Annotated in this window: 19 protein-coding genes; 6 read left to right on the plus strand and 13 right to left on the minus strand. The window is 64.7% G+C overall.

The window, feature by feature from the left end; genetic code table 11:
- Positions 1–3: 3 nt before the first annotated feature.
- Together cgi121 and BDK61_RS01360 are read right to left on the minus strand one after the other, a co-directional pair.
- On the minus strand, positions 4–531 hold the full coding sequence (gene cgi121 / locus BDK61_RS01355) for a KEOPS complex subunit Cgi121 (RefSeq protein ID WP_121302096.1): 528 nt from the start codon (positions 529–531) through the stop codon (positions 4–6).
- On the minus strand, positions 531–2,930 hold the full coding sequence (locus BDK61_RS01360) for an ATP-dependent DNA helicase (protein WP_121302097.1): 2,400 nt from the start codon (positions 2,928–2,930) through the stop codon (positions 531–533). The genes cgi121 and BDK61_RS01360 overlap by 1 nt, the downstream gene beginning before the upstream one ends.
- Positions 2,931–3,045: 115 nt before the next feature.
- On the opposite strand from BDK61_RS01360, the gene BDK61_RS01365 reads away from it, so the two are divergent.
- Positions 3,046–3,291 carry a ferredoxin gene (locus BDK61_RS01365; protein ID WP_004960333.1) on the plus strand — a complete coding sequence of 82 codons (246 nt, stop codon included), beginning with the start codon at positions 3,046–3,048 and terminating at the stop codon, positions 3,289–3,291.
- Here the strand turns inward: BDK61_RS01365 and BDK61_RS01370 are convergent.
- The 5 genes from BDK61_RS01370 to BDK61_RS01390 form a co-directional block, all read right to left on the minus strand.
- Positions 3,281–3,727: a MaoC/PaaZ C-terminal domain-containing protein gene (locus BDK61_RS01370; protein ID WP_007187889.1), complete on the minus strand. Its 447-nt coding sequence runs from the start codon at positions 3,725–3,727 to the stop codon at positions 3,281–3,283. The genes BDK61_RS01365 and BDK61_RS01370 overlap by 11 nt on opposite strands.
- 72 nt (positions 3,728–3,799) lie before the next feature.
- On the minus strand, positions 3,800–4,606 hold the full coding sequence (locus tag BDK61_RS01375; protein WP_004960342.1) for an ABC transporter permease: 807 nt from the start codon (positions 4,604–4,606) through the stop codon (positions 3,800–3,802).
- Positions 4,600–5,442: an ABC transporter permease gene (locus tag BDK61_RS01380; RefSeq protein ID WP_004960347.1), complete on the minus strand. Its 843-nt coding sequence runs from the start codon at positions 5,440–5,442 to the stop codon at positions 4,600–4,602. The genes BDK61_RS01375 and BDK61_RS01380 overlap by 7 nt, the downstream gene beginning before the upstream one ends.
- Positions 5,429–6,520: an ABC transporter ATP-binding protein gene (locus tag BDK61_RS01385; RefSeq protein WP_121302098.1), complete on the minus strand. Its 1,092-nt coding sequence runs from the start codon at positions 6,518–6,520 to the stop codon at positions 5,429–5,431. Before BDK61_RS01385 ends, BDK61_RS01380 begins: the two co-directional genes overlap by 14 nt.
- Complete coding sequence (locus tag BDK61_RS01390) at positions 6,520–7,587, minus strand: ABC transporter substrate-binding protein (protein WP_229380410.1); 1,068 nt, start codon at positions 7,585–7,587, stop codon at positions 6,520–6,522. Before BDK61_RS01390 ends, BDK61_RS01385 begins: the two co-directional genes overlap by 1 nt.
- Before the next feature lie 96 nt (positions 7,588–7,683).
- Between BDK61_RS01390 and BDK61_RS01395 the strand changes: the two genes are divergently transcribed.
- Complete coding sequence (locus BDK61_RS01395; protein WP_121302099.1) at positions 7,684–9,150, plus strand: MATE family efflux transporter; 1,467 nt, start codon at positions 7,684–7,686, stop codon at positions 9,148–9,150.
- Positions 9,151–9,174: 24 nt separating this feature from the next.
- Here BDK61_RS01395 and BDK61_RS01400 read toward each other — a convergent pair whose 3' ends face one another.
- A complete protein-coding gene (locus BDK61_RS01400) occupies positions 9,175–9,561 on the minus strand; it encodes a RidA family protein (RefSeq protein ID WP_121302100.1) in 387 nt (128 codons plus the stop codon).
- 71 nt (positions 9,562–9,632) lie between these two features.
- Between BDK61_RS01400 and BDK61_RS24450 the strand changes: the two genes are divergently transcribed.
- Both BDK61_RS24450 and BDK61_RS01405 read left to right on the plus strand, forming a co-directional pair.
- On the plus strand, positions 9,633–9,728 hold the full coding sequence (locus tag BDK61_RS24450; protein WP_004960365.1) for a hypothetical protein: 96 nt from the start codon (positions 9,633–9,635) through the stop codon (positions 9,726–9,728).
- Positions 9,729–10,514, plus strand: a complete 786-nt coding sequence (locus BDK61_RS01405) for a DUF7089 family protein (RefSeq protein WP_121302101.1) — start codon at positions 9,729–9,731, stop codon at positions 10,512–10,514. It begins immediately after the preceding gene.
- Positions 10,515–10,520: 6 nt separating this feature from the next.
- On the opposite strand, the gene BDK61_RS01410 is transcribed toward BDK61_RS01405, so the two are convergent.
- The 3 genes from BDK61_RS01410 to BDK61_RS01420 all read right to left on the minus strand — a co-directional run bounded on the left by BDK61_RS01410 (position 10,521) and on the right by BDK61_RS01420 (position 14,824).
- The gene (locus BDK61_RS01410) at positions 10,521–11,378 is read right to left on the minus strand and encodes a hypothetical protein (protein WP_121303877.1); all 858 of its coding nucleotides are present in this window, start codon (positions 11,376–11,378) and stop codon (positions 10,521–10,523) included.
- A gap of 168 nt (positions 11,379–11,546) precedes the next feature.
- Entirely contained in the window at positions 11,547–12,674 is a 1,128-nt protein-coding gene (locus BDK61_RS01415; RefSeq protein ID WP_007187883.1) for an ORC1-type DNA replication protein, read from the minus strand.
- An 83-nt stretch (positions 12,675–12,757) separates the two neighbouring features.
- On the minus strand, positions 12,758–14,824 hold the full coding sequence (locus BDK61_RS01420; RefSeq protein ID WP_121302102.1) for a helix-hairpin-helix domain-containing protein: 2,067 nt from the start codon (positions 14,822–14,824) through the stop codon (positions 12,758–12,760).
- Between the two features lie 141 nt (positions 14,825–14,965).
- Between BDK61_RS01420 and larE the strand changes: the two genes are divergently transcribed.
- Complete coding sequence (gene larE / locus BDK61_RS01425) at positions 14,966–15,838, plus strand: ATP-dependent sacrificial sulfur transferase LarE (protein WP_004960377.1); 873 nt, start codon at positions 14,966–14,968, stop codon at positions 15,836–15,838.
- Between the two features lie 11 nt (positions 15,839–15,849).
- On the opposite strand, the gene BDK61_RS01430 is transcribed toward larE, so the two are convergent.
- Together BDK61_RS01430 and tatC are read right to left on the minus strand one after the other, a co-directional pair.
- Positions 15,850–16,479, minus strand: coding sequence for a histidine phosphatase family protein (locus tag BDK61_RS01430; protein WP_121302103.1), 630 nt, complete (start codon positions 16,477–16,479; stop codon positions 15,850–15,852).
- 1 nt (position 16,480) lies between these two features.
- Positions 16,481–18,097: a twin-arginine translocase subunit TatC gene (tatC, locus tag BDK61_RS01435; RefSeq protein ID WP_121302104.1), complete on the minus strand. Its 1,617-nt coding sequence runs from the start codon at positions 18,095–18,097 to the stop codon at positions 16,481–16,483.
- Positions 18,098–18,201: 104 nt separating this feature from the next.
- Here tatC and BDK61_RS01440 point away from each other — a divergent pair, with 104 nt between their 5' ends.
- Positions 18,202–20,397: a twin-arginine translocase subunit TatC gene (locus BDK61_RS01440; protein WP_121302105.1), complete on the plus strand. Its 2,196-nt coding sequence runs from the start codon at positions 18,202–18,204 to the stop codon at positions 20,395–20,397.
- Positions 20,398–20,590 lie beyond the last annotated feature (193 nt).

Raw genomic sequence — 20,590 nt, forward strand, 5'->3', positions numbered from 1 at the left:
CCGTTACTTCTCGACCGGGAGCAACGCCACACGCTCCCGAACGGCGTCGGGAAGGTCGCCGGCTGTCGCAGCGAGCTCAGTGTCCGTCACGTCGAAAAACGACCGGATGCGGTCGGGGTCGTACTCGCCTAAGGTGGACATCGCGGTAAGCTCCTCACGAACGTCGTCTTCAGCTGCCTCGATACCGTTCTGTTCGCTTTTTCCTACGTGGGTATCCATCCGTTCGTGGTCGACGATGACCGCGACGACGGGACAGGCCCCCTCGCTGACGCCCATCGTCAGCGCGCGGTTGATCTGGCGGCGACCGGCCGCGTACAGCAGGATTTCGACGCCGAAATCTTCGGCGATGGCGTCGCTCCGGTCGTGAGCCCGGGTCGCGAGTTCGACAGCCAGTTGAAGATGGGCGCGGTCCACGACGTAGCGGGCGTCGAACGCCTGCACCGTGACGCCGTAGCGGTCACCGATTGCACTGAGCGTCTCGACGAAGGTGCCCACGTCGTCAATTTCAGCAGTGCCTTCGACGACCCGCATCAGAAATCACCCAGACTGGCCTGGTCGTCGTTGGCTGTCGATTCGGCGCTTGCGTCCCCGTCTGCACCATCGTTGAGGTCGACAGACACGTCGGGCGCGGGCTCGACGCCTTCCATCGACGGGTCACGGTGGCCGGCGTTTTCGAGCACGTTTTCGGCCGTTTTCCGGCGGCCCCGAAGCGCCGCCAGCACGACGGCTTTGTCCGCGTCCCGGAGCTGTGCGCGGTCGGTGATACCGGCCTGAAACAGCCGGCGGGCGCGCTTGCGGCCGACGCCGCGGACGCCGGCCAGGTCAACCAGTTCCTCGCGCACGCCGTGTTCGACACGGATGCGGGCCTCGCTGATGGCCCGTGCGGCGTCCAGGTCGACCTCGCTGGCCAGCGACTCAGCGGCCCCGAGCAGCCACTGGGCCGTCTCGACCTTCCCGCGGATGTCCCCCGGGCCGACGCCGTACCGCTCCGTGATGGTGGCCTCGTCGACCTCCGTGGCCCAGTCTTCGAGCAGTCTGGCGGTCTTCAGCGCCGAGAGCCAGTCCTCGAAGCGGCCCTCCTCGAACTCCGACGGCGTGGGGCCGAGCAACTCTTCTTCGCGCTCGAACAGCTCCATCTCGTACTCCTCGCGGTCGCCCGAGCGGAGATACAGCTGGTACATATCCGGCGTCCGCGAGACGAGATGGTACAGGCCCAGCGCGGAGATATCGTCCGGGTCCCTGTCGGCGTCGCTCTCGTCAGCGTCCTCGGCCAGTTCACTAGCGGTCGTGAAGCCGCTGTCAGCCGGCGGCTCCGCTTGCGCGTCAGCCGGCGACCCGCTCGCCGACGTGCTGTCGCTTGCTCCCCGCTCCCAGTCGCGCAAGCCGTCGACGATTTCCGCGGCGCTCATCGGGTCCAGATAGAGCCGCGAGACGGTGTGGCCCAGCGAGGTAGCGTCGAGTTCGCCAGCTTCGATTTCTAAGAAGTCATTGCGCTGGAGGTACGTGAGCACGTCGTCGACAACGCGTTCGAGCTGGCCGCTGTCGTCGGTCTGGCTGGCGTACAGCGTCTGTTCGAGGAACTCAAGCAGTCCCTTGCGGGAGCGTGCGAAGCCAGAGGCGACCGTCGCGAGGATGTGAGTCCGCAGTGCCGGTTCGGCCGCGAGTTTCGACCGGACCGGCTCCGGGTCGGCCCAGACGTAGCGCTCGAACAGTTCGTCCACTTCGTCGTGGCTGGACGCGATGAGGACCGCCTCGCCGTAGGGGTCGAGCCCCGGGCGGCCAGCTCGGCCCATCATCTGATGGACTTCGAGCACGGACAGCGGGGCCATCCCGCCGGCCGAGCCGTCGTAGCGCCGCCAGTCGCGGACCACAACGCGCCGGGAGGGCGTGTTGACGCCGGCCGCGAGCGTCGGCGTCGCACAGACGACCTTCACCAGCCGGTCTCGGAAGGCGTCCTCGACGAGTTCGCGGTGGCCCCGGGAGAGTCCGGCGTGGTGGAACGCCGCCCCGTCCGCGACGGCGTCCGCGAGGTCGTCGCTCGTCTCCGTGTCGCTCACATCCCGAATTTCCTCGGCAATGTCGGCCAGCTGGTCCCGTTCCTCGGTACTGAGGTGGGGCCGAACCGTGTTCGCTAGCCGGCCCGCTGCCGCCTCGGCGTTACGCCGGGAGTTGACAAACACCAGCGTCGACCCGTCGTCTTCCAGCGTATCGCGGACGATGGCCGCCGTCTGCTTCTCGTTGTTCTGTACCGAGAGCCGCTGCTGGCTCCCATCTTCGAGATGGAGTGCCTGCCCGTAGTGGACCCCCTTCTGGAGGTCGATGGGCCGCCAGTCCGAGTCGACGAGCCCCGCGTCGAGCCACGTCGCCAGCGCCTCGGCGTTGCCGATGGTCGCCGACAGCGCGACGGTCTGCAGGTCGGGGTTGAGCCGCCGGAGTTTCGCCAGCGTCACCTCCAGTGTCGGCCCTCGCTCCCCGTCGTCGACCAGATGGACCTCGTCGGTGACGACACAGGTGAGGTCCTCGATCCAAGGCGCGTCGTTGCGGACCAGCGAGTCCACTTTCTCGCTGGTGGCGACAACGATGTCCTTGTCGGCGAGCCATCCGCCCTCGGACTCGTAGTTCCCCGTCGAGACACCGATATCGAGGCCGTACTGTTCGAACTCCTCGAAGTCGGCCTGCTTCTCGCTGGCCAGCGCTCGCAGTGGAACGATGTACAGCGCTTTCCCGCCGCGAGCAACCGATGAAAGCATCGCTAGCTCGGCGATGAGGGTCTTTCCGCTCGCCGTCGGAATCGACGCGACCAGATTCTCCCCCTCGGTGACGCCGGCCTCGACGGCCTCGGCCTGTGGCGGGTACAGCTCTTCGATGCCGTCGTCGCGCAGGTGGTCCGGGAGCCACTCGGGCACGCCCGGCAGGTCCGCAACGTCCATTACACCCCGCTTGGGTCCTGCCCCGATTTAAACTGTCGCACTGCAACCGCATCAACTCGCTGGCGCATCGAGTGCCAAGGGGAACGCCTTTGCCCGCGAGCGGCCAACACAGGGTATGCGAGTCGAATATGACTATGACACCTGTATCGGGATGTTCCAGTGTGTCGCGGAGTGGGACGCCTTCGAGCGCGACGAGGACGCCGGCAAAGCGGTGCTGGCGGACAGTGAGGAACAGGACGAGGACGTGTTTGTTCGGGAGGTCCCAGACGACGCCGAACTGGACGCAAAGTTCGCGGCCCGGACCTGTCCGGTCGACGCCATCACGATCTACGATGACGACGGCGAACAGCTCATTCCCTGATTAGTCCTTCGACGGTCGCTTCAAGCACGACGGTTCCGGCGGGAGCACTATCTGCCGAGTTCGGGGCGGCTGTGTCAGCCTGACCAGAGTCATCGTCGCGATTGACTCGCCGGACAGCCACATCGCCCACAAGAGCGACGCCACCATCGGTATGCGGGTCAGCGCTCACAACTGTTAGTTCACAGACCAGCGTCTCACCGGTGTACACCGGGCGCTGGAACTGCAGGTCCATCCGCGAGGCAAGCACTTCGAGGTCGCCGCCGATACTGGTCAGCAGTGACGCGGTGAGCAACCCCTGAACCATCCGCCGGCCGTCCCCATCGGGTTCCGTGTGGCGGGGCTGGTCGTCTCCGGAGAGAGCGGCGAACTGGTCGACATCTTCGGGTCGAAACGTCCGAGTTTCGGTGAACGTTTCACCGACTTCGATAGCTGGCATCACTTCGGCGCTCGGTGCTCGGTGACAAAAGCGTGCCGCCGGTTCAGGGAGCCGACTGGGGGCTGGAACCGCTCACACAGGACGGCGCAGCGTCGAAGCCACGCCGGCCGCCACAGCGCTGACAACGATAACGAGCACGCTCGCCGCGTTCAGGAAGGCCGTGGCACCGATTCTGACCTTGCCGAATATCTCCAGCGGGACCGTCGTCACGCTCGACCCGGCGAGGAAGAACGTGATGAGGAACTCGTTGAACGAGAGCGCGAACGCGAACAGTACACTCGCCATCAGTGCCGGCCACAACAGCGGGACTGTGATCGTCCGGAACACAGTCCGGTCGTCGGCACCGAGGTCGCGGGCTGCAGCCGAAAGACGGTCGTCTAGCTCCGCGTAGCGGGCGGCGATGAGAAACGTCGTGAACGGGAGTACCCAGAACAGATGGCCGAGGATGACCGGAAGGTAGCCGTAGCCGAGGCCGACGAGCGCACTGGCGCGCCCGATACCAAACGCAACAACAACGGTTGGAACGAACAGCGGCAGGGCGATAATCACGGCGATGCTTCGACGGGCAAGCTGAGGGAGCTGACTCCGAACGATCACGTATGCGCCGGCCAGCCCCAGCGCAGTCCCACCAGTAGCTGTGACGACGCCGATGCCGAGGCTCGTCAGTAGCGCCCGGATGAACCGTGTGTCAGTCAGAACTGCGGTGTACCACCGCAGCGAGAACGCGTCGATGGGAATCGTCGGCTGGCCGGCCGGTGAGAGCGACAGATACCCGATGACGAGAACAGGGGTGTACAGAAACACGAGCGTCAGCGCAACAACGATGCCCGGGAGCCGGCCAGCCCCGCGTTCAGCCAGCCGCGTGACGCGGCTCACCATTGTCGTAACTCCCGTCTGACTCGCGGCGAAAGCGCCCCGAGCCCGAGCGTTCCAAGCACCAGCAGCAGGAACACGAACGATAGCGCCGCCGCGAACCCGTAGTTCGTGTACTGCCGAAACGCCTGAACGACGAGCCGTGCAATCATGACGTTCCCGGGACTGCCGAGTATTTCCGGGGTCGCAAACGCCCCGGCGATGCGTGCGTAGACGATGAGCGTCGCCGCCGCCGCGCCGGGAAGCGTTCGCGGGAGCACGATGTCGAGAAACACCCGGACATCACTCGCGCCGAGGTCTCGTGCGGCCTCAATGAGCTGGTAATCGAGCCGCTCCATCGAGACATACATCGTCAGGACGACGTACGGAAGGTAGATGTACACGAACCCGATCCCCATCGAGATATTGTTGTACAGGAGGTCAAGGGACGAATCGAGGAGGCCTGTCCCGACGAGGATTCGGTTCACCACGCCGCCCCGGGCCAGAATCCACACCCAGGCGTAGTTGAGCACTACGTAATTGAGCCACAGCGGCAACGTCACTGAGACCAGCGCGATGAGCCGGTACCGGTCCGGACACCGGTGGGCAATCCAGTACGTAATCGGATACGCGACTGCGAGACAGACAGCAGTGACGCCGACACCGACGCCAATAGAGTACAGCAGTGCGCCGCGGTACAGGGGCGACAGCACCTCCGCGTAGTTCTCGCCGCCGAGGCCGGGGCCGATGCTCTCGACGAACAGCGTCAGGAGCGGAAACACGCCCAGTGCCAGTGCCAGTAAGAGCGGGCTGCCAGCGACGAGCCAGTCCCGGAGCCGACCGGGTGTGTTAGCGACGCTCATCTCTGACGAGAACAGCCCGGCTCACGCCCAGTTCGACGGTCTCGCCGACGCGGAACGGGAGGTCTGTGCCGCCGTCAGCGGATGCTGCGGTGTCCGGTGCCGCCGTGTTGCGTTCGCGTCGGACGACCAGTTCCGCACCGCTGCAATCGACGGTCGCTTCCTCGTAGAAGCCCTTGTACGCGACGTCGGTGACGGTGCCAGTCAGGTCGCCGCCGCCGAGCGTCACTGCTTCCGGTCGGACTGCGACCGTCACCGTGTCGCCCACGGCGTAGCTCGCTGCGTCTGCGTCGGTCCGAAGTGGTCCAGCACCGGTCTGGACAACAACGTCGGGACCCTCGCGGCGGATAACGTCGCCGTCTAGCAACGTGGCGTCACCGAGAAACGACGCGACGAACCGGGTCTGTGGGTCCGTGTACAGCTGTCGAGGCGGGCCAACGTTGACGATGCGTCCGTCCCGCATCACGGCGACTCTGTCGGACATACTCATCGCGCTCTCTTGATCGTGTGTGACGTACAGAAAGGTCGTGTCGCTGTCGCGCTGTATCCGGCGGAACTCCGCCTGCATATCTTCCCGAAGCGCCCGGTCGAGTGACGCAAGCGGTTCGTCAAGCAGCAGTATCGCCGGGTCGTTGACCAGCGCCCGGGCCAGTGCGACCCGCTGGCGCTGGCCGCCAGAGAGGTCAGACGGGTCACGGTCGCCGAATCCCGCCAGATTGACCAGTGCCAGAGCGTCCTCAACGCGCTGTCCGCGCTCCGGCTCTGTAACACCACTTCGGGCCAGCCCGTAGCCGACGTTCTCCGCGACGCTCATATGGGGGAACAGGACGAGGTCCTGAAACACCATGTTCGTCGCTCGCTCGCGGGCGGGTCGGTCCGTCACGTCCTGTCCATTGAGCAGCACCTGTCCCGAGTCCGGCGTAAGGAGGCCAGCAAGCATCCGGAGCGTCGTCGTCTTGCCGCAGCCGGACGGTCCGATGAGCGAGAAAAACTCCCCCTGCTCGACAGTCAGCGAGATATCGTCGACGGCAGGCGCTCCGTCGAAGGTCTTGCCGAGACCGTCGACAGCGAGCGCATTCACTACAGATCAGCCTCCGTCTTTGCCCGGTTCCACGTCTCAGTGTACTGTTCAATGAGCGGCTGGGGTTTCGGTTCCTCGTAGATGAACTGGTCCGGGTCGTCGAGTCCGTACGCCGCCTTCTCGACGTCCTGTTCAGAGAATACCTGCTCGTTCGGGACGGCGATATTGCTCGGTTCCATCAGCGACTTGTAGCCCATCTGCGTGTGCCACTCCTGAATGAAAGTGTGTGCCAGCTCGGGGTTCTCCGCACCGTCTCGGATACAGTGCTGGATGAACCACGCTTTCGTTCCCTCAGAGGGATAAACCCGCTCGACGGGAATACCGTCGGACTGCATCGACTGGATGACGTAGTTCCAGACCGGCTGGACACCGACCTCCTCACTGCGGAGCAGTTGTTCTGACTCGCCTCCGTTGTTCCAGAGCCCGGAAGTCAGTTCCAGTCGGTCGATGAGGTCGGTCCGGAGCGAATCGAAGTCCACGTCGTCGGCACGTGTCGGGTTGAGCGGCTCGCCTTTCGCGGCGTTTCGGTACAGGACCTGTAGCCGCGCGTCGTCGCGACCACCGACGACGCCGGCGAGCGGTTCGGTCCAGAGGTCAGCCAGCGCGGTGACGTCCTGCTCGACGATGTCAGTATTGACGGCGAGCGGCGTCTGGCCGAAGCTCCGGGGAATCCCGTACACTTCGCCGTCCTGTTCGAAGTAATCCGCTTTCAGGAAGTCGAACACGTCGTCGTATGCCGGCACCTGGTCGAGGTCGAGCGGCTGGAGGTAGCCCTCTTCCATCGCCGGCGTCACCGCGTAGTTGCCAAGCGGCACCAGGTCGTAATCGGCTCGTCCGGCCCGCAACTGCGCGAGCGTCTCGGCCGACCCCTGTGCGGCCTGTCGCTCCACCGTCACCCCGTGGCGCTCCTCGAAGGCTTCGATGACGTCGTTACTGTAGACGTACCCCCAGTCGATCATCGTCAACGTCTGGTCCCCGAATCCGAGGCCTGTACACCCGGCAAGCCCGGCGGTGGCAGCAGCCCCGACACCGGTCAAAAACGACCGTCTAGAGGCGGATTGATCCATAGCCATAGAAAGGGATTTGCATAGATAAGCGCTGTGTGCAATCCTACGGGGTATCGAAGTCGTAAGCTACGTTTGCCTGCTCGCCGTGGCACAACTGTGCTCGGCGACGCCCTCCGCCGGCTGGTACGCACCGTCCCGGTCGCGCTCTCCAGATTGGATGCTGTCGACCGGGACCGGGCCATTAAGGCGACGGACCTGGCCGCGCCGGTGATGGTCACGGGCGGCCTACGAATCCTGCTGCGGCTCGCGGACTTTCTGATGGTCGGTCTGGCACTTGGCGACGCCGCGCTGGCCGGTCTCGAACTGGGATTTCAGTACTACTTCGTGGGGTTCGGACTTGCACTCGCAGTCTCCTCTGGCACAATTAGCGTCGTCTCCCGCCTGCAGGGGAGCGGCCAGCCGGACCGGGCAAATCTAGCCGTCAAGCAGTCGCTGTGGCTTGCAATCGTGCTATCGTTGCCACTGACTGCTGTCGCGTGGGTGTATCCGACTGCGCTGCTCGACGTTCTCTCCGATGACCCGGCCGCAATACAGTACGGCGCAACGTATCTCGCGATTGTGATGCTGTCGATGGTGCCGCGGTTCTGGAGTATGGTCGCCGCTCGTGCCCTCGCGGGGAGCGCCGACACGCGGACGCCGATGTACGTCCGGTTGCTGACCGTGCCGACTAACGTCGTGCTCAACGGCGTGTTGATATTCGGCTTTGGACCGATTGCACCGATGGGAATCGCGGGAGCTGCGTGGGGGACCGTCGCAGCGAACACGCTCGCCGCAGTCATCTTCTTCGGACTGTTGGCCTCCGGTCGGTACGCGACGGCGCTCCCGCTCGGTGGCAAGCAGTTCGACCTCGGCCTGCTGACCGAACTCGTCCGTGTTGCGCTCCCGCTGTCGGGAATGCGCCTGCTCCAGACGTTCGGTCGATTCCCGTTTCTGTTCATTCTCGGCGTGCTCGGCACCCCGACGCTCGCGGCCTACGCCATCGGCCGCCGGGTCATGCTGCTCGCGCTGATGCCGGCGTGGGGCTATGCGACCGCTGCGTCGACGCTGGTCGGACAGTCGTTGGGCGCGGACGACCCGAAGGAAGCGACGGCGTACGGCTGGCAGTCGCTCGGTGTCGCACTCGCGGTCCAGTTGGCCGTCGCGCTGCTCCTCGTGGTGTTCGCCCGCCCCATCGTGTCCCTGTTCGGGACCGCCTACCCGGACTTGGCGGCAACGTTTGTCCGCGTCTTCGGACTGCTCGTCGCTGGCTTCTCGATGTCACGGACGATGCGCGGAAGCCTTCGGGGTGCTGGTGACACCCGGTGGCCGCTGTACGGGACCGTGCTTGCAAGCTACTGCTACCGCCTCCCGGTCGCCGCGCTCGCATTGCCGACGGCGTTCGTCATACCGATCCCCGTCATCGGCGTTTCGTTCTCTCCGGGGCTGGGACTCGGCCTGCCGGCTATCTTCGCCGCGCTGATCGGCGATTTCTACTTAAAAGCCGCTGTCAATGTCGGTCGGTTCCGCTCCGGGAAGTGGCGTTCCGTCGCCCGCCGCGCGGGTGTCGGCAGGACTGACAAGTAATCGCGGAGAGAGTCGCCCAGCGCCTTACTCGACTTCTGCGACGGCTTCGACCTCGACAGCGGCCTCTGGTGTGGCCAGCCCGCTCACTTCGACCATCGTCGCCACGGGACGAACGTCGCCGAAGAACTCGCTGTGGGCCTCGCCGACCCGTTCCTGATCGTCGATGTCGGTGACATACATCCGGGTCTGGACCACGTCCTCGATAGCGGCATCGAGGGCTGTCAGTGCGTCCGAAACAATACCGAAGGCGTGTTTCGTCTGTTCGTACGGGTCACCCGGCGCGACGACCTCCCCGCCGTCATCCGTAGCGATGGTGCCGGCGACACGGACGGTATCACCAGTGCGTATCGCCCGCGAGTAGCCAACCTGCTGTTCCCAGGCGGTGCCCGTCGAAGTGCGTTCGCGGCGCATACTCAACACTCACTTTGGACCCCGAAAATCGTTTCTCAAGTTTTAATGTCTGGCCCGAGATACTCATTGGCATGAGCAAGGCCACAAAAATCGTCCTCGGAACAATCGGCGTGTCGGCACTACTGTCGGTCGGCATCATCATCAACCTCGTCCTGTTCTCGGCGTAGATGTTCACCGAGCGTTCACTGACCGGCGATCTGCCGGCAGTACGTGCGGCCTACGCCCCCGAGACGCTCGTACTGAACTGCAACCGTGACTTCGAGACACTGGACCCTGCAGTCGCCGAGGAACTCCTGCTGGTGACCGACAGCCTCGACCAGATTTCCTACGACGGTGCGTGGCTCCCGACCACAGCGCCAGAGGTGCTACAGGAGTACATCGGGAATGACCTCACCATCGGGATGCCCGGCGACGGCGGCGTCGCCTGGACGCGCCAGACGGTTCCGCCCTGCGTGTTCGTCAAACCGCGGCTGGAGACCTCGCCGGACGACTTCGTCTCGTTTCTCGTCGCGGAGGCGCTCGTCGAGGTCAGCCTCGACGAACCCGAGCACTTTCTGGGCTTTTTCGGCGAACAGTACCCGGAGTTCGTGGCTGCCACAGAGGACCACCTCGATGCGAACGCCCGATACCAGCTCGCAGCGGCGGTGTACACGGCGTACCTCGGGCTCCAGACCCGTGCGGAGTTCGGCGACTGGGCCGACGACTATCCAGATCTGTACGCGGCGTGGGACGACGCCGGCGAGCGCCTGCAACCCCGCCTCGAAGACCTCCCCAGCGAGATTGCACAGGGCCAGACGGAGTTCGCCGCGGCCGCCGAACTCGCCTGCAGCGGCGTCAAGCACGGTCTCGACCTGCCCGCGCCGTTTGCCGCACTCGACACCGAGGCCTATCTGGAGTACGGCGCTGACTACGCCGTCCAGTGGGCCGAGACGACGTTCGAGAAGATGGAGTGAGGCGTGCTATTTCGGCGGTTTAATCGTGAACGGGAACTCTACGTCGAGTTCCGGAATCTGGTATGTGAACTCGCCGGCCACTCTGAATGAGAGGTCTGCTTCGTCGAACTGCTCCCGGCCACCCTTCGGGATGTTCCCAGTGATGTCCCGTTCGAGTTCAATTCCTTCTAGCTCTTGATGATCGATGAATACTGTGTCCACGACGAGGCTCGAGTCCCTGTCACTCACATTCCGGATGTTGTACGTCAGGTCAAACTCCTTGTTTACCCTGATGGTCGTCGGTTTCTCGACCAGTTCAAGTTCGACATCCTCGGGACCCAGTGGCTTAACGACATCAAACTCGACGGACATTGGGTCACTGGTTGTCCCGTAGTTTGTGGCGTTGATGACCAGTTCTACCGTGTGGCTCCCGGTGGTCCAGTCATCTGTTTCGACCGCGAACCACCCCTGCCGTGAGATGAACTCCGATTCGTCCTGTACAACTCTGTCGACATCCATCGACGACTGGGTGATCTGGGTGCCGGCGTCGTCGTACACTGTTGCCTGAGCAATAGCCGATACGGCACCGTCTTTGATCGGGAGGTTGTATTCCATCCCGACAATAGCCTCGCCGCCAAGGCCAACGCCAGTAATACTCCGTGCCAGATCGGTGTACCGGCCCCGTTCTCGGATCAACCCTGCATCGGTGATGACTGCTTTCGGGTCAGGCTCCGGTGTCGGCGTCGGTGTCGGCGTGTCGGTGGCGGTTTCCGTCTCCGTCGCTGTCGGGTTCGTCTCGCCCTCACCGCTCCCTTCTCCCGTAGCACACCCGGCCAGCAGCGTGAGACCGCTCCCCAGGCTGGCAATATAATTTCGTCTTTTCATCTGTTCAAAATACATAGTCAGATGTTGAATTATCTTTCGGAATAGTGCCTCTAACTCCTAGCAAAGAATCTATAACAGTCATAACCCCAGACAGAGTCCGGAAAGCTATCAGTTGTCTCCAAACAGGGGGCGGGTTTTCCACCGGCGTAAACAAACCAATACAGTGTCTTACAGCCGTTCCAGCACCGCGTCGGCGTCGTAGTTGAGCGTCAACTCCCGCGAGCGTCCTCGTCCCTCGACGTTAGTGTAGTCGGCGTCGATGATGTCCAGCTGGTCGAGTTTGTTGATGATCTCGGAGTACCGGGTGTAGCCCAGGTCCGTCTGCTCTGAGAAGGCGTCGTAGATGTCGCCGGCCTGCTGGCCGTCGTGAGCGGCGATGACCTCCACGAGCGCGGTCTCCGAGTCCGACAGCTCCCGCAACCGGCGGGAGAGGTGAACGTATTTTGACTTGTCGTAGGCTGCCTCGACGTCCTCGGTTTCGACGGAACGGGAGGCGCGCATTTCGGCGTTCATCCCGGCCCGGCGCAGGAGGTCGATACCGACCCGGAGGTCCCCGCCCTGTTCTTCGGTCAGTTCGGCGACGCGGTCAAGCACCGTGGGGCCGACGACACCCTCGTTGAACCCCCGGTCGGCACGCTCGCCCAGGATATCTGCGATTTCGGCCTGTCCATACGGGTTGAAATACACCTCCTCCGGGCGAAATACGGACTGAACGCGTGTATCGAGGGCGTCGATGGTATCCAGTTCGAGGTCCGAGGAGACACAGATGACGCCGATTTTCGCGCCCGAGTGAGCCTCGTGGGCGCGCAGCAGTGAGTACAGTGTGTCGCTGGCCTCGCTCTCGTAGAACAAGTAGTTCACGTCGTCCAGCGCGACGACGAGTACCTCGTCTTCCTCGACCAGTTTGTCGGTTATCTGGGAGAACAGCTTCTTGAACGAAATACCCGAGGACGGCGGCTCGTAGTCGAATATCTCGGCGAACAGGCGGGAAAAGACGGCATAGCGCGTCGAGTCCATCTGGCAGTTCACCCGGACGGTTTTGACATCCGTCTGGGCGGTGAGTTCGTCGAACAGAATCTGGACGGCCGTCGTCTTCCCCGTCCCGGGCGGTCCGCGGGCGATGACGTTGAGCGGGCGCGACCCCCGGACGGCCGGCCGAAGCGCGTATTTCAGCGTCTCCATCTGGGTATCCCGGTGTTTGAACGTCTCCGGGAGCCAGTCGATTTCGAAGACGTGTTCGTCCCGAAAGACGGACTCGTCCCAGCCGAGCATCCGGTCCTCGGGGTCGTCACTCATCACTTTCACCGAGCTTCGCGGCCCACTTAACCATTTGCCACAGCTTCACCCACAGTGACAGGTCAGTGCGTCTCGGGCAGTCGCTACTCGAACTTCCCGAGTAGATCACTGTAGAACCCATCGGCATCGTCGGCACCGTCGTCGGCGAGCTTCTCGACGATGAGTTCCGGCGTCGAGCGGGCGAGCTTCCCTTTGACCGGCGAGCGCTCAACCCGTAGTTCGCCGTCTTCCAGCCCCTTCGCCTCAATGCCGTCGATGCTAATATCGGTTTCAGCGGCCGCGCGGATGTCGCGTGCGAGGTGCGAGACGAAGATGGCCGTGGCCTGCCGTTCGCCCAGCGCTTCGAGGATGCCTGCCATAATCTTCGCGCTGGCTCCGGGCTCAGTGATCGATTCGAGTTCGTCGACAAGCACCATCACCGGGCGGTCGTCGGTCCCGGCCGCTGGGTCGTCCGAAGTCACCCCGCTGTCTCCATCCGTCTCGGCCCCCGCTGGCCCCGAACGGTAGTCGACATCCGCGACGAGGTCGCCGAACTCCCGCAACGTGGCCTCAAACGCGCCGGCATCCAGCGTCCCCTGGGTCTTGGCGTGGTAGTGGAGTTCGGAGACCCGGCCGACGCGGGCCGACTCCGCCGGAACGGGCAGGCCCATGTGGGCCAGGGTCGTTACCAGCGCCACGAGGTCCAGCGTCGATGTCTTGCCGCCGCTGTTGACCCCCGAGAGGACCGTCACACCCTCGACAGCGTAATCGACGGGCTCGACGGCTTCGAAGGGGACATCCAGCAGCGGGGAGCGCCCGCCCTCGATGGCGACGCCCTCAGACTCGGTCAGCGCTGGCATCGTGCAATCGAAATCGTCGGCAAAGCGGGCAATCGCCAGCTCTACGTCGAGTTCCAGCGCGGCGTCGACCAGCGCCGCGGCGTCGTCGCGCATCTCGGCGAGGTCGTCGGCGAGTTCCCGCTTCCGGCGGGTCGCGCGCTGGTCGCGTGCGGCGGTCAGTTCTTCGCGGAGACGGGCAACGACATCCTCGCTGTGTTCGACGGGATAGGCGGGCTCATCGGGGAACGCCCGGCGCGCCGTCGCCTCCATGTCCCGGAGCGCCAGCGCGTCGACGAGGTGGTCGCGGGCCTTCCCGACGGCGGCGGCGTACTCGTCGGCCAGTTCCCGCTGGAGCAGCGAGTCGACGCCCGCGCCGCGTTCGACCAGCGACAGCAGATCCGTCCCCTCGATGGTCACGTCCTGCTCCTCAATTGCCTCGCGGAGGTGGTCGTTGGCGACGCTCTCGGCCGTCGACACCGCCGCGTCGAGGTCGTCGACGGCGGTGGTGAGGCGGTCGAGCTCCGCGTCGCCGCTGACGCTACCGTCCTCGTCGAGCTGGGCAAGCGCCGTCAGGAGCGTCTCCAGATCACACGGTGCGTCGAGGTCGGCGACGCCGTGGACCTCGGCGGCGGCCCGTATCCGGTCGCGGTTGCGGGCGAAGAAGGTGAGCACGCGTTCTGGGACGACCGATTCGGGCTCTTCGAGCGCGTTTGGCTCCACCCGTACGTCGCCCTCGATATCGACGCCGGCGAAGGCCTCGTCCAGCGCGACGACCGTCGAGTACGAGCGGGCGAGTTCGGCCAGCTGGCGGGCGTCGTCGACGACCTCGACACTGACCTCCGGAATCGCGGCCTGCGCGTCGGCGTAGCGCTCGGCGTCGCGGGTCGCCAGACAGCGGTCCCGGACCCGCACGTCGCCGGGTTCAGCCAGCGGCTCAACGGCCGAGAGGGCGTCGAGAACTGCCGGGTCAGGCTCGCGGGTCATCGCCGACTCGGCGAACGAGCGGACTTCCTCGATACGGCTGCGGACGCCGCTGGGATAGATCGTCTCCAGTCGCTTCGCGGCGTAGTCGGTCACTGTCCGCTCGGTCAACAGGGCCAGTGCATCCTCGTGGATCTCTCGGGCGCGTTTCGTCGCGGTGAACCCACCGGGGTCGTCGTGTTCGGCCCGGATCGCACCGCGAGCGATGCGGGCGGCCCGGCCCTCGCTGATTCCCGGTGCGCGTGCGAGCGACGCCACGTCGCCGTCCCGAAGTGCCGCCTCCGGGTCGTCTAGTTCCCGGAGCGCCGCGGCTGTCTTCGCCCCGACGCCCGGAACCGATTCGAGCTCCATCTGCCCGCCCATTCGACGCCAGCGAGAAAAAACCCGTTGCCAGCGGCTCCGGCGGCGGAGTGGGCGGTCGACACCGCTCGGCCCGGCCAGCCGAACACCGAACGCGAAGGCGTTTTTGCGCTCCACCGAGAAAGAAATTCTATGTCTGCTGTTTCGGAGAAGCTAGCGGCCGCCCGCGAAGACCTCAAGTCGCGAGACGGCGTGCTGATCGCCTTCTCCGGTGGGGTCGATTCGAGTGTCGTCGCCGCACTGGCTTACGACGCCCTCGGCGACGACGCAATCGCCTGTACCGCCAAATCTGAAACCCTCCCCGCTGCCGAGCTGACGGACGCGACCCGCGTCGCCGAGGAGATCGGCATCCGTCACGAAATCGTGGAGTTCTCCGAGCTCGACAGCGAGGAGTTCATGCAGAACGACGACATGCGGTGTTACCACTGCCGGTCGATGCGGCTGGGGGCGATGTACGACCGCGCCCGCGAACTCGGCATCGACATCGTGTGTGACGGGACGAACGCCTCCGACACGGGCGAGGGCCACCGCCCTGGCCTGCGCGCCGTCGAGGAGCTGGACGCCTACTCCCCGCTGCTGGAACACAACATCGAGAAATCCGAGGTCCGGGAAATCGCCCGCGAGTACGACCTCTCCGTGGCCGACAAGCCCTCGATGGCGTGTCTCTCCTCGCGGATTCCGACCGGTCTCGAAGTCACGGAGGAGCGCCTCTCCCGCGTCGAGAAGGCCGAGCGACTCCTGCGGACATGGGGCTTCGAGCAGTTCCGCGTGCGCGACCACGACGGCCTCGCCCGCATCGAGGTCGGCGAAGAAGAACTCGAAACCGCGCTCGACCCTGACTTCGTTCGCACCGCCCGTGATCACATCGAGGACTGCGGCTTCGACCACGTGACGCTTGACCTCCACGGGTACGAAACCGGCAGCGTAAGTCCGGAAACAGAAGAATCAGCCGAAGAAGACGTGGTCAGCAACGTTTTCGACGCGGACTATCCGTCCGTCGACTGAGCAAGCCGCTCTCAGTCCAGCAACGTCCGCCAGCCGGTCATCTCTTCGCTGACCAGTTCGGGACTGCCCGCATCCAATCGAATTTCATTGGCCGCGCAGTTCGGCTGTGAGCTTTTGGCCAGCGCCGCGTCCGGGTCCACATCGGTGAGTTTCGCCAGCAAGATCTTGATGACGCCGCCGTGGGTGACCACCAGCGTCGTTTCACCGACGTCGGTGGTCGCGATTGCCCGGTCCCAGGCCGACTCGACCCGTCCGCGGAAGGTCGGGATGCCCTCGCCGCCTTCCGGGGCCGCATCGAGTGAGATGACGCTCGCGTCCCGGTCGTGGCCGGGAAACTCATCGAGCAGTTCCTCCGCGTACAGGCCCTGCATGGTTCCGAAGCCGCGCTCACGCCAGTCAGTCTCGAACTCAGGGTCGGGCAGGCCACCGTAGCCGTCGTTGGCTGCGGCGGCCGTCTCGCGGGTGCGTCGGAGGTCCGACGCGAAGACGCGGTCGACGCCGTAGCGCTCATCGAGCCACGTTCCGAGCGCCGTGGCCTGCTTCTGTCCCTGGTCGGTCAGCCGACTCGGGGCCCACCCCTGAATACGACCGTCGCGGTTCCACGTCGTCTCGCCGTGCCGGGCGACGAGGAGGGTCCCCATTTTATTCCTCCCGGCTTCGCCAGCGCGCGACGGCGATGGTCCCCTCATAGAGGAGGACGAGGCCGGCAGCGACGGCGATGGCGGCGTTTCTCGGGAGGCTGAACTGGTTGATGAGGCGGAACAGCGTCGGGTCGGGGCTGCCGAGGTAGCCGACGACGATGGCGACGGCCCACACCGGCAGGCGGGCGGCCCGGAACCCGCGCCAGAGTTTGACCGAGCCGTAGTAGTTCTTGTTCGCGTACGCCAGCGCCTCGAATAAGACGATCATCCCGCCGCCGACAAGCATCGGCGTGGCGTTCCCGAGGCCGACGGCTGCAAGCGTCTCAGTAACTGTGGCTGGCAGTTGCTCGTAGTAGCCCGTCGGGACCGGCGCGGGGCTGAGGACGTAGCCGGCGATACCGGCGGTCAGCCACGCGGCAGGGCGGCGCGCGGCGAGGTCGTCCGCCGTCGGGACCGGTGACGTGCTGCCGGTCCAGCGAAGGAGCAGCAGCGTGCCCTCGAACAGGCCGATCATCGTCACAGCGACCATGAGCGGGGCCATCCCGGTCGGGTCCGGGCTGAACAGGAACGCCACGGCGGCGAAGCCACCCCAGAAGTACAGCCGCCGGTCCTGCAGCCACTGGCGAGTCGTCACGCCCATCATCACTGCAAGCATCACGAACAGCGGAATCTGGAAGATGAGCGCGAACAGCCCCAGCATCAGGATGATGAGATTAAACGTCTCGCTCAGGCCGAAGGCCAGGTCGGCTGCGCGGTCAGAGTAGGTAATGAAGTAATCGAACATCGCTCGCAGCACGGCGAAGTACGCGAAGCCGACGCCGACAGCTGCGAGAACGAGGCTTGTCGGAACCGCGGCCAGATAGTAGCGTCGCTCGCGGGGGTACAGCCCCGGTCGCATGAACAGGTATGTCTGGTAGACGAACACCGGCAAGGCGACGATAAAGCCGACTAGCGAGGACACTTTCAGCCGCGCCAGAATCAGCGCGAGCGGGTTGTACACGTTCGGACAGTCCGCCCCTTCGACGACACTGCCATCGGCATTCGTCGCGACCTGACCGCATTGGCTTGCCGGGCCATCGAGGAAGGAGTACCACAGGAAATTGATGAGTTCGTCGGAGTACGGCAGGGCGATGACGGCGACGACGGCCATCACGCCGACGACGACGAACAGCCGCATCGCCATCTCCTCGACGTGGTCGGCCAGCGGCATCTCCTCATCGTCAGGGGCACCCTCTTCGACGATATCATCGTCGGGGTCGTAGCTCGGTGCGTTTCCGCCGCCGTGGGTCGGTGTGGCACTGCCACCAGCCGGCGAGGGCGTCGACTTGCCCCAGTCGGTCGGGACATCAGCCGGGACAGCGGCGGCAATGTCCGACGCGTCCCGGTCAAACAGCCCGGCGCTGGATTCGGATTCAGTCGGCGTGGCGTGAGAGCCAACAGCGTCCTCGTCACCGCCGGCCGGCGCTGGACCGGGACCCGTCACGTCGTCCGTTTCCCGGTTGGCATCGGCTTCGGCCACGGGGTCGGTGGGGATTGACGAATCGTCGGATTCGTCATCGGACGGTAGTGGCGGCTCATCGGGCCTGCGCCGCTCGTCGTCTGCGTCACCGTCCTCCATCTGTCCCGGGCTTAGACGGTGGGTGTTGTAAACTTTCTTTTCGAGCAGTGGCCGTCACCGGGATGAATAAATTGATAACGCCCACTGGGCTAGGCACAGAGAAGATGGCGAGTGCTATCGACGAGGACACCGTCCAGACGGTCCAGAGCGGGCGCGCGACGCTCGGCGCGATGCTTCGCTCGGCGCAGGTGCACCTCCAGAAGGTGTTCATCGTCTTCGTCATCGGGATGATCGGCACGATCATGGGACTGCAGTACGGCGTCTGGGACACGCTGCGTGCCGATCTCCTGTACTCGCAGATGGACCTCACCACACAGGAGGCCACGAGCATCGTCGCGGTCACGCCGTTCGACGTGATCCTCCTGCAGGTGAAAATCGGAGCCGTCATCGGGATTCTCATGTCATTGCCGCTGCTGATCTACTTCGGCCGCGACGGGCTCCGCCAGCGCGGCTGGTGGCCGGCCGAGCACATCCCGACCTGGAAGGGCGCGCTGTTTGTCACAATAAGCCTGGGCCTGTTTTTCGGCGGTGTCGCCTACGCCTACGAGCTGTTCTTCCCGCTGATGTTCAACTTCCTCGCCGGAGATGCCTTCAAAGCAGGCTTCACGCCACAGTACTCCATCGTCAAGTGGTTCCAGTTCGTCTTCCTGCTGGCCGTCTCCTTCGGGCTCGCCGCCCAGTTGCCGCTCGTGATGACGGTGCTTTCCTACACCGAAATCGTCCCCTACGAGACGTTCCGGGACAAGTGGCGCTACGCGGTGATGGGGATTTTCGCCTTCGGGGCGCTGTTCTCGCCGCCGGACCCCTTCACCCAGATCATGTGGGCCGCGCCGCTGTGTGGCCTCTACGGTATCAGCCTCGCGCTGGCGAAGCTCGCGATGCTGGTCCGTCGCTCCGGTGACCTCGTCAGTACCAGTGCCGTCGCCCGCGGGCACTGGAACACGATTCTCGGCGGTGCAGTGCTGGGCGGCGGTGTGGTGTACTACGTCTTGGCGACGCCAGCATTCCAGTACATCCAGCAGTTCGCCGAAGTATTCCCGTCCGACCGGCTCACTGGCGACATTCAGCCGCCAGCGCTGTTCGGGCTGCCGGTCGAGAGTACAGCAGTACTTCTCGCCGCCGTATTCGGTGTCATCGGTGCTGTTGCTGTTCTGTACTACCACGTTCTGACCGCACTGTCCGAGAAAGCCGGTCCCGGTCAGGTCGGCGACCCGACGGCCATCGACATCGAGGAACTCAACGCCTCGGCCGTCGAGGTCGCGCCCCCCGAAGTGTTCGAGGAGATGACCGAGGACGAGGCGCTTGCTCACGCCGACAGCGCTCTTGCGGACGACAACAAGGAGAAAGCTCAGGCCGTCCTCGACCGCTGGGACATGGCCCACCAGGACGACCCAGAGCCGGAGGGCGAGGGCGACGGCGCGGACGGGACCGCCGAAGCGGACGAAGAAGAGGCAGGCGTGTTCACCTCGACGACCGCCGGCATGGTCGACGCCTTCACCGAGGACGAGACCACTGAAGACGAGATCGGCGGCTACTACTACGACATCCAGTTCATCCTCAGCGCGCTGGCCTCCCGGGCGTTCGTGATTCTGGGCATCTTCGGGGCAGTGCTCGCCGCCGCGTTCCTGTTCCTCTACCAGGGCGGCATCGGGTCGATACAGCGGACGTTCGTCAGCCGGCTCCCCCCGGAGATGGCCGCCGACGTGAGCATCGTCACGCTCCACCCCGTCGAGCACCTGGTGTTCATCGTCAAGTTCTCGACGATACTCGGGGCCGTCTCTGTCATCCCCGTGGTGCTGTACTTCGCGTGGCCGGCGATGCGTGAGCGCGGCCTCGTCATCGGGAACCGCAATATCCTCGGCATCTGGGGCGGGACGCTGTTCGCCGCACTCATCGGCGGAAGCCTGCTCGGGTTCCTCTACGTGGCCCCGACGACAATCTCCTGGATCGCCTACGACCAGCTGAACTCGAACATGGTCATCGCCTACCGGGTGAGCAACTTCGGTTGGCTCGTGTTCTTCCTCACCATCGGCATCGGCCTGCTGGCGGAGATTCCAGTGACGATGTTCCTGTTCCACAAGGGCGGCATCATCCCGTTCCGCCTGATGTACGAGCGCTGGCGGGAGGTCGTCATCGCTATCGTCGCCCTCTCGGCAATTCTCTCGCCCAGCGGCATCTTCACGATGTTCATCGTCGGCATTCCGACCGGGCTGGCGTACATGCTTGGGCTCGGCATCCTCTGGGTGTACACGCTGGGCGGCCGGCGGACGACGAACCGCCGAAGCGAACCGGCTGACTGATAGCTGTGTGCAGCGCCGAGTCGTGAACCTCGACGATTATCGCGCCGCGGTCGCAGTCGTGGAACGCGCAGTGCTACTCGTAACGACCTGAAATCCCGATAGCAGCCCCGCGAGACGCTCCTCTACTGGCCGAAATCTGGGCTTTTCCGCCATCCGGCCTGTCGTGAGTGCAGTAGCCCTCGTGGTGTCTGGA

This window comes from Haloarcula quadrata (assembly GCF_003634715.1).
GTDB lineage: Archaea > Halobacteriota > Halobacteria > Halobacteriales > Haloarculaceae > Haloarcula > Haloarcula marismortui.

Bases quoted from the DNA above. Each gene is read 5' to 3' on its own strand.
- cgi121 (WP_121302096.1), bottom strand. From the start codon at position 531: ATGCGGGTCGTCGAAGGCACTGCTGAAATTGACGACGTGGGCACCTTC.
- BDK61_RS01360 (WP_121302097.1), bottom strand. From the start codon at position 2,930: ATGGACGTTGCGGACCTGCCGGGCGTGCCCGAGTGGCTCCCGGACCAC.
- BDK61_RS01365 (WP_004960333.1), top strand. From the start codon at position 3,046: ATGCGAGTCGAATATGACTATGACACCTGTATCGGGATGTTCCAGTGT.
- BDK61_RS01370 (WP_007187889.1), bottom strand. From the start codon at position 3,727: ATGCCAGCTATCGAAGTCGGTGAAACGTTCACCGAAACTCGGACGTTT.
- BDK61_RS01375 (WP_004960342.1), bottom strand. From the start codon at position 4,606: ATGGTGAGCCGCGTCACGCGGCTGGCTGAACGCGGGGCTGGCCGGCTC.
- BDK61_RS01380 (WP_004960347.1), bottom strand. From the start codon at position 5,442: ATGAGCGTCGCTAACACACCCGGTCGGCTCCGGGACTGGCTCGTCGCT.
- BDK61_RS01390 (WP_229380410.1), bottom strand. From the start codon at position 7,587: ATGGATCAATCCGCCTCTAGACGGTCGTTTTTGACCGGTGTCGGGGCT.
- BDK61_RS01400 (WP_121302100.1), bottom strand. From the start codon at position 9,561: ATGCGCCGCGAACGCACTTCGACGGGCACCGCCTGGGAACAGCAGGTT.
- BDK61_RS24450 (WP_004960365.1), top strand. From the start codon at position 9,633: ATGAGCAAGGCCACAAAAATCGTCCTCGGAACAATCGGCGTGTCGGCA.
- BDK61_RS01405 (WP_121302101.1), top strand. From the start codon at position 9,729: ATGTTCACCGAGCGTTCACTGACCGGCGATCTGCCGGCAGTACGTGCG.
- BDK61_RS01410 (WP_121303877.1), bottom strand. From the start codon at position 11,378: ATGAAAAGACGAAATTATATTGCCAGCCTGGGGAGCGGTCTCACGCTG.
- BDK61_RS01415 (WP_007187883.1), bottom strand. From the start codon at position 12,674: ATGAGTGACGACCCCGAGGACCGGATGCTCGGCTGGGACGAGTCCGTC.
- BDK61_RS01420 (WP_121302102.1), bottom strand. From the start codon at position 14,824: ATGGAGCTCGAATCGGTTCCGGGCGTCGGGGCGAAGACAGCCGCGGCG.
- larE (WP_004960377.1), top strand. From the start codon at position 14,966: ATGTCTGCTGTTTCGGAGAAGCTAGCGGCCGCCCGCGAAGACCTCAAG.
- BDK61_RS01430 (WP_121302103.1), bottom strand. From the start codon at position 16,479: ATGGGGACCCTCCTCGTCGCCCGGCACGGCGAGACGACGTGGAACCGC.
- tatC (WP_121302104.1), bottom strand. From the start codon at position 18,097: ATGGAGGACGGTGACGCAGACGACGAGCGGCGCAGGCCCGATGAGCCG.
- BDK61_RS01440 (WP_121302105.1), top strand. From the start codon at position 18,202: ATGGCGAGTGCTATCGACGAGGACACCGTCCAGACGGTCCAGAGCGGG.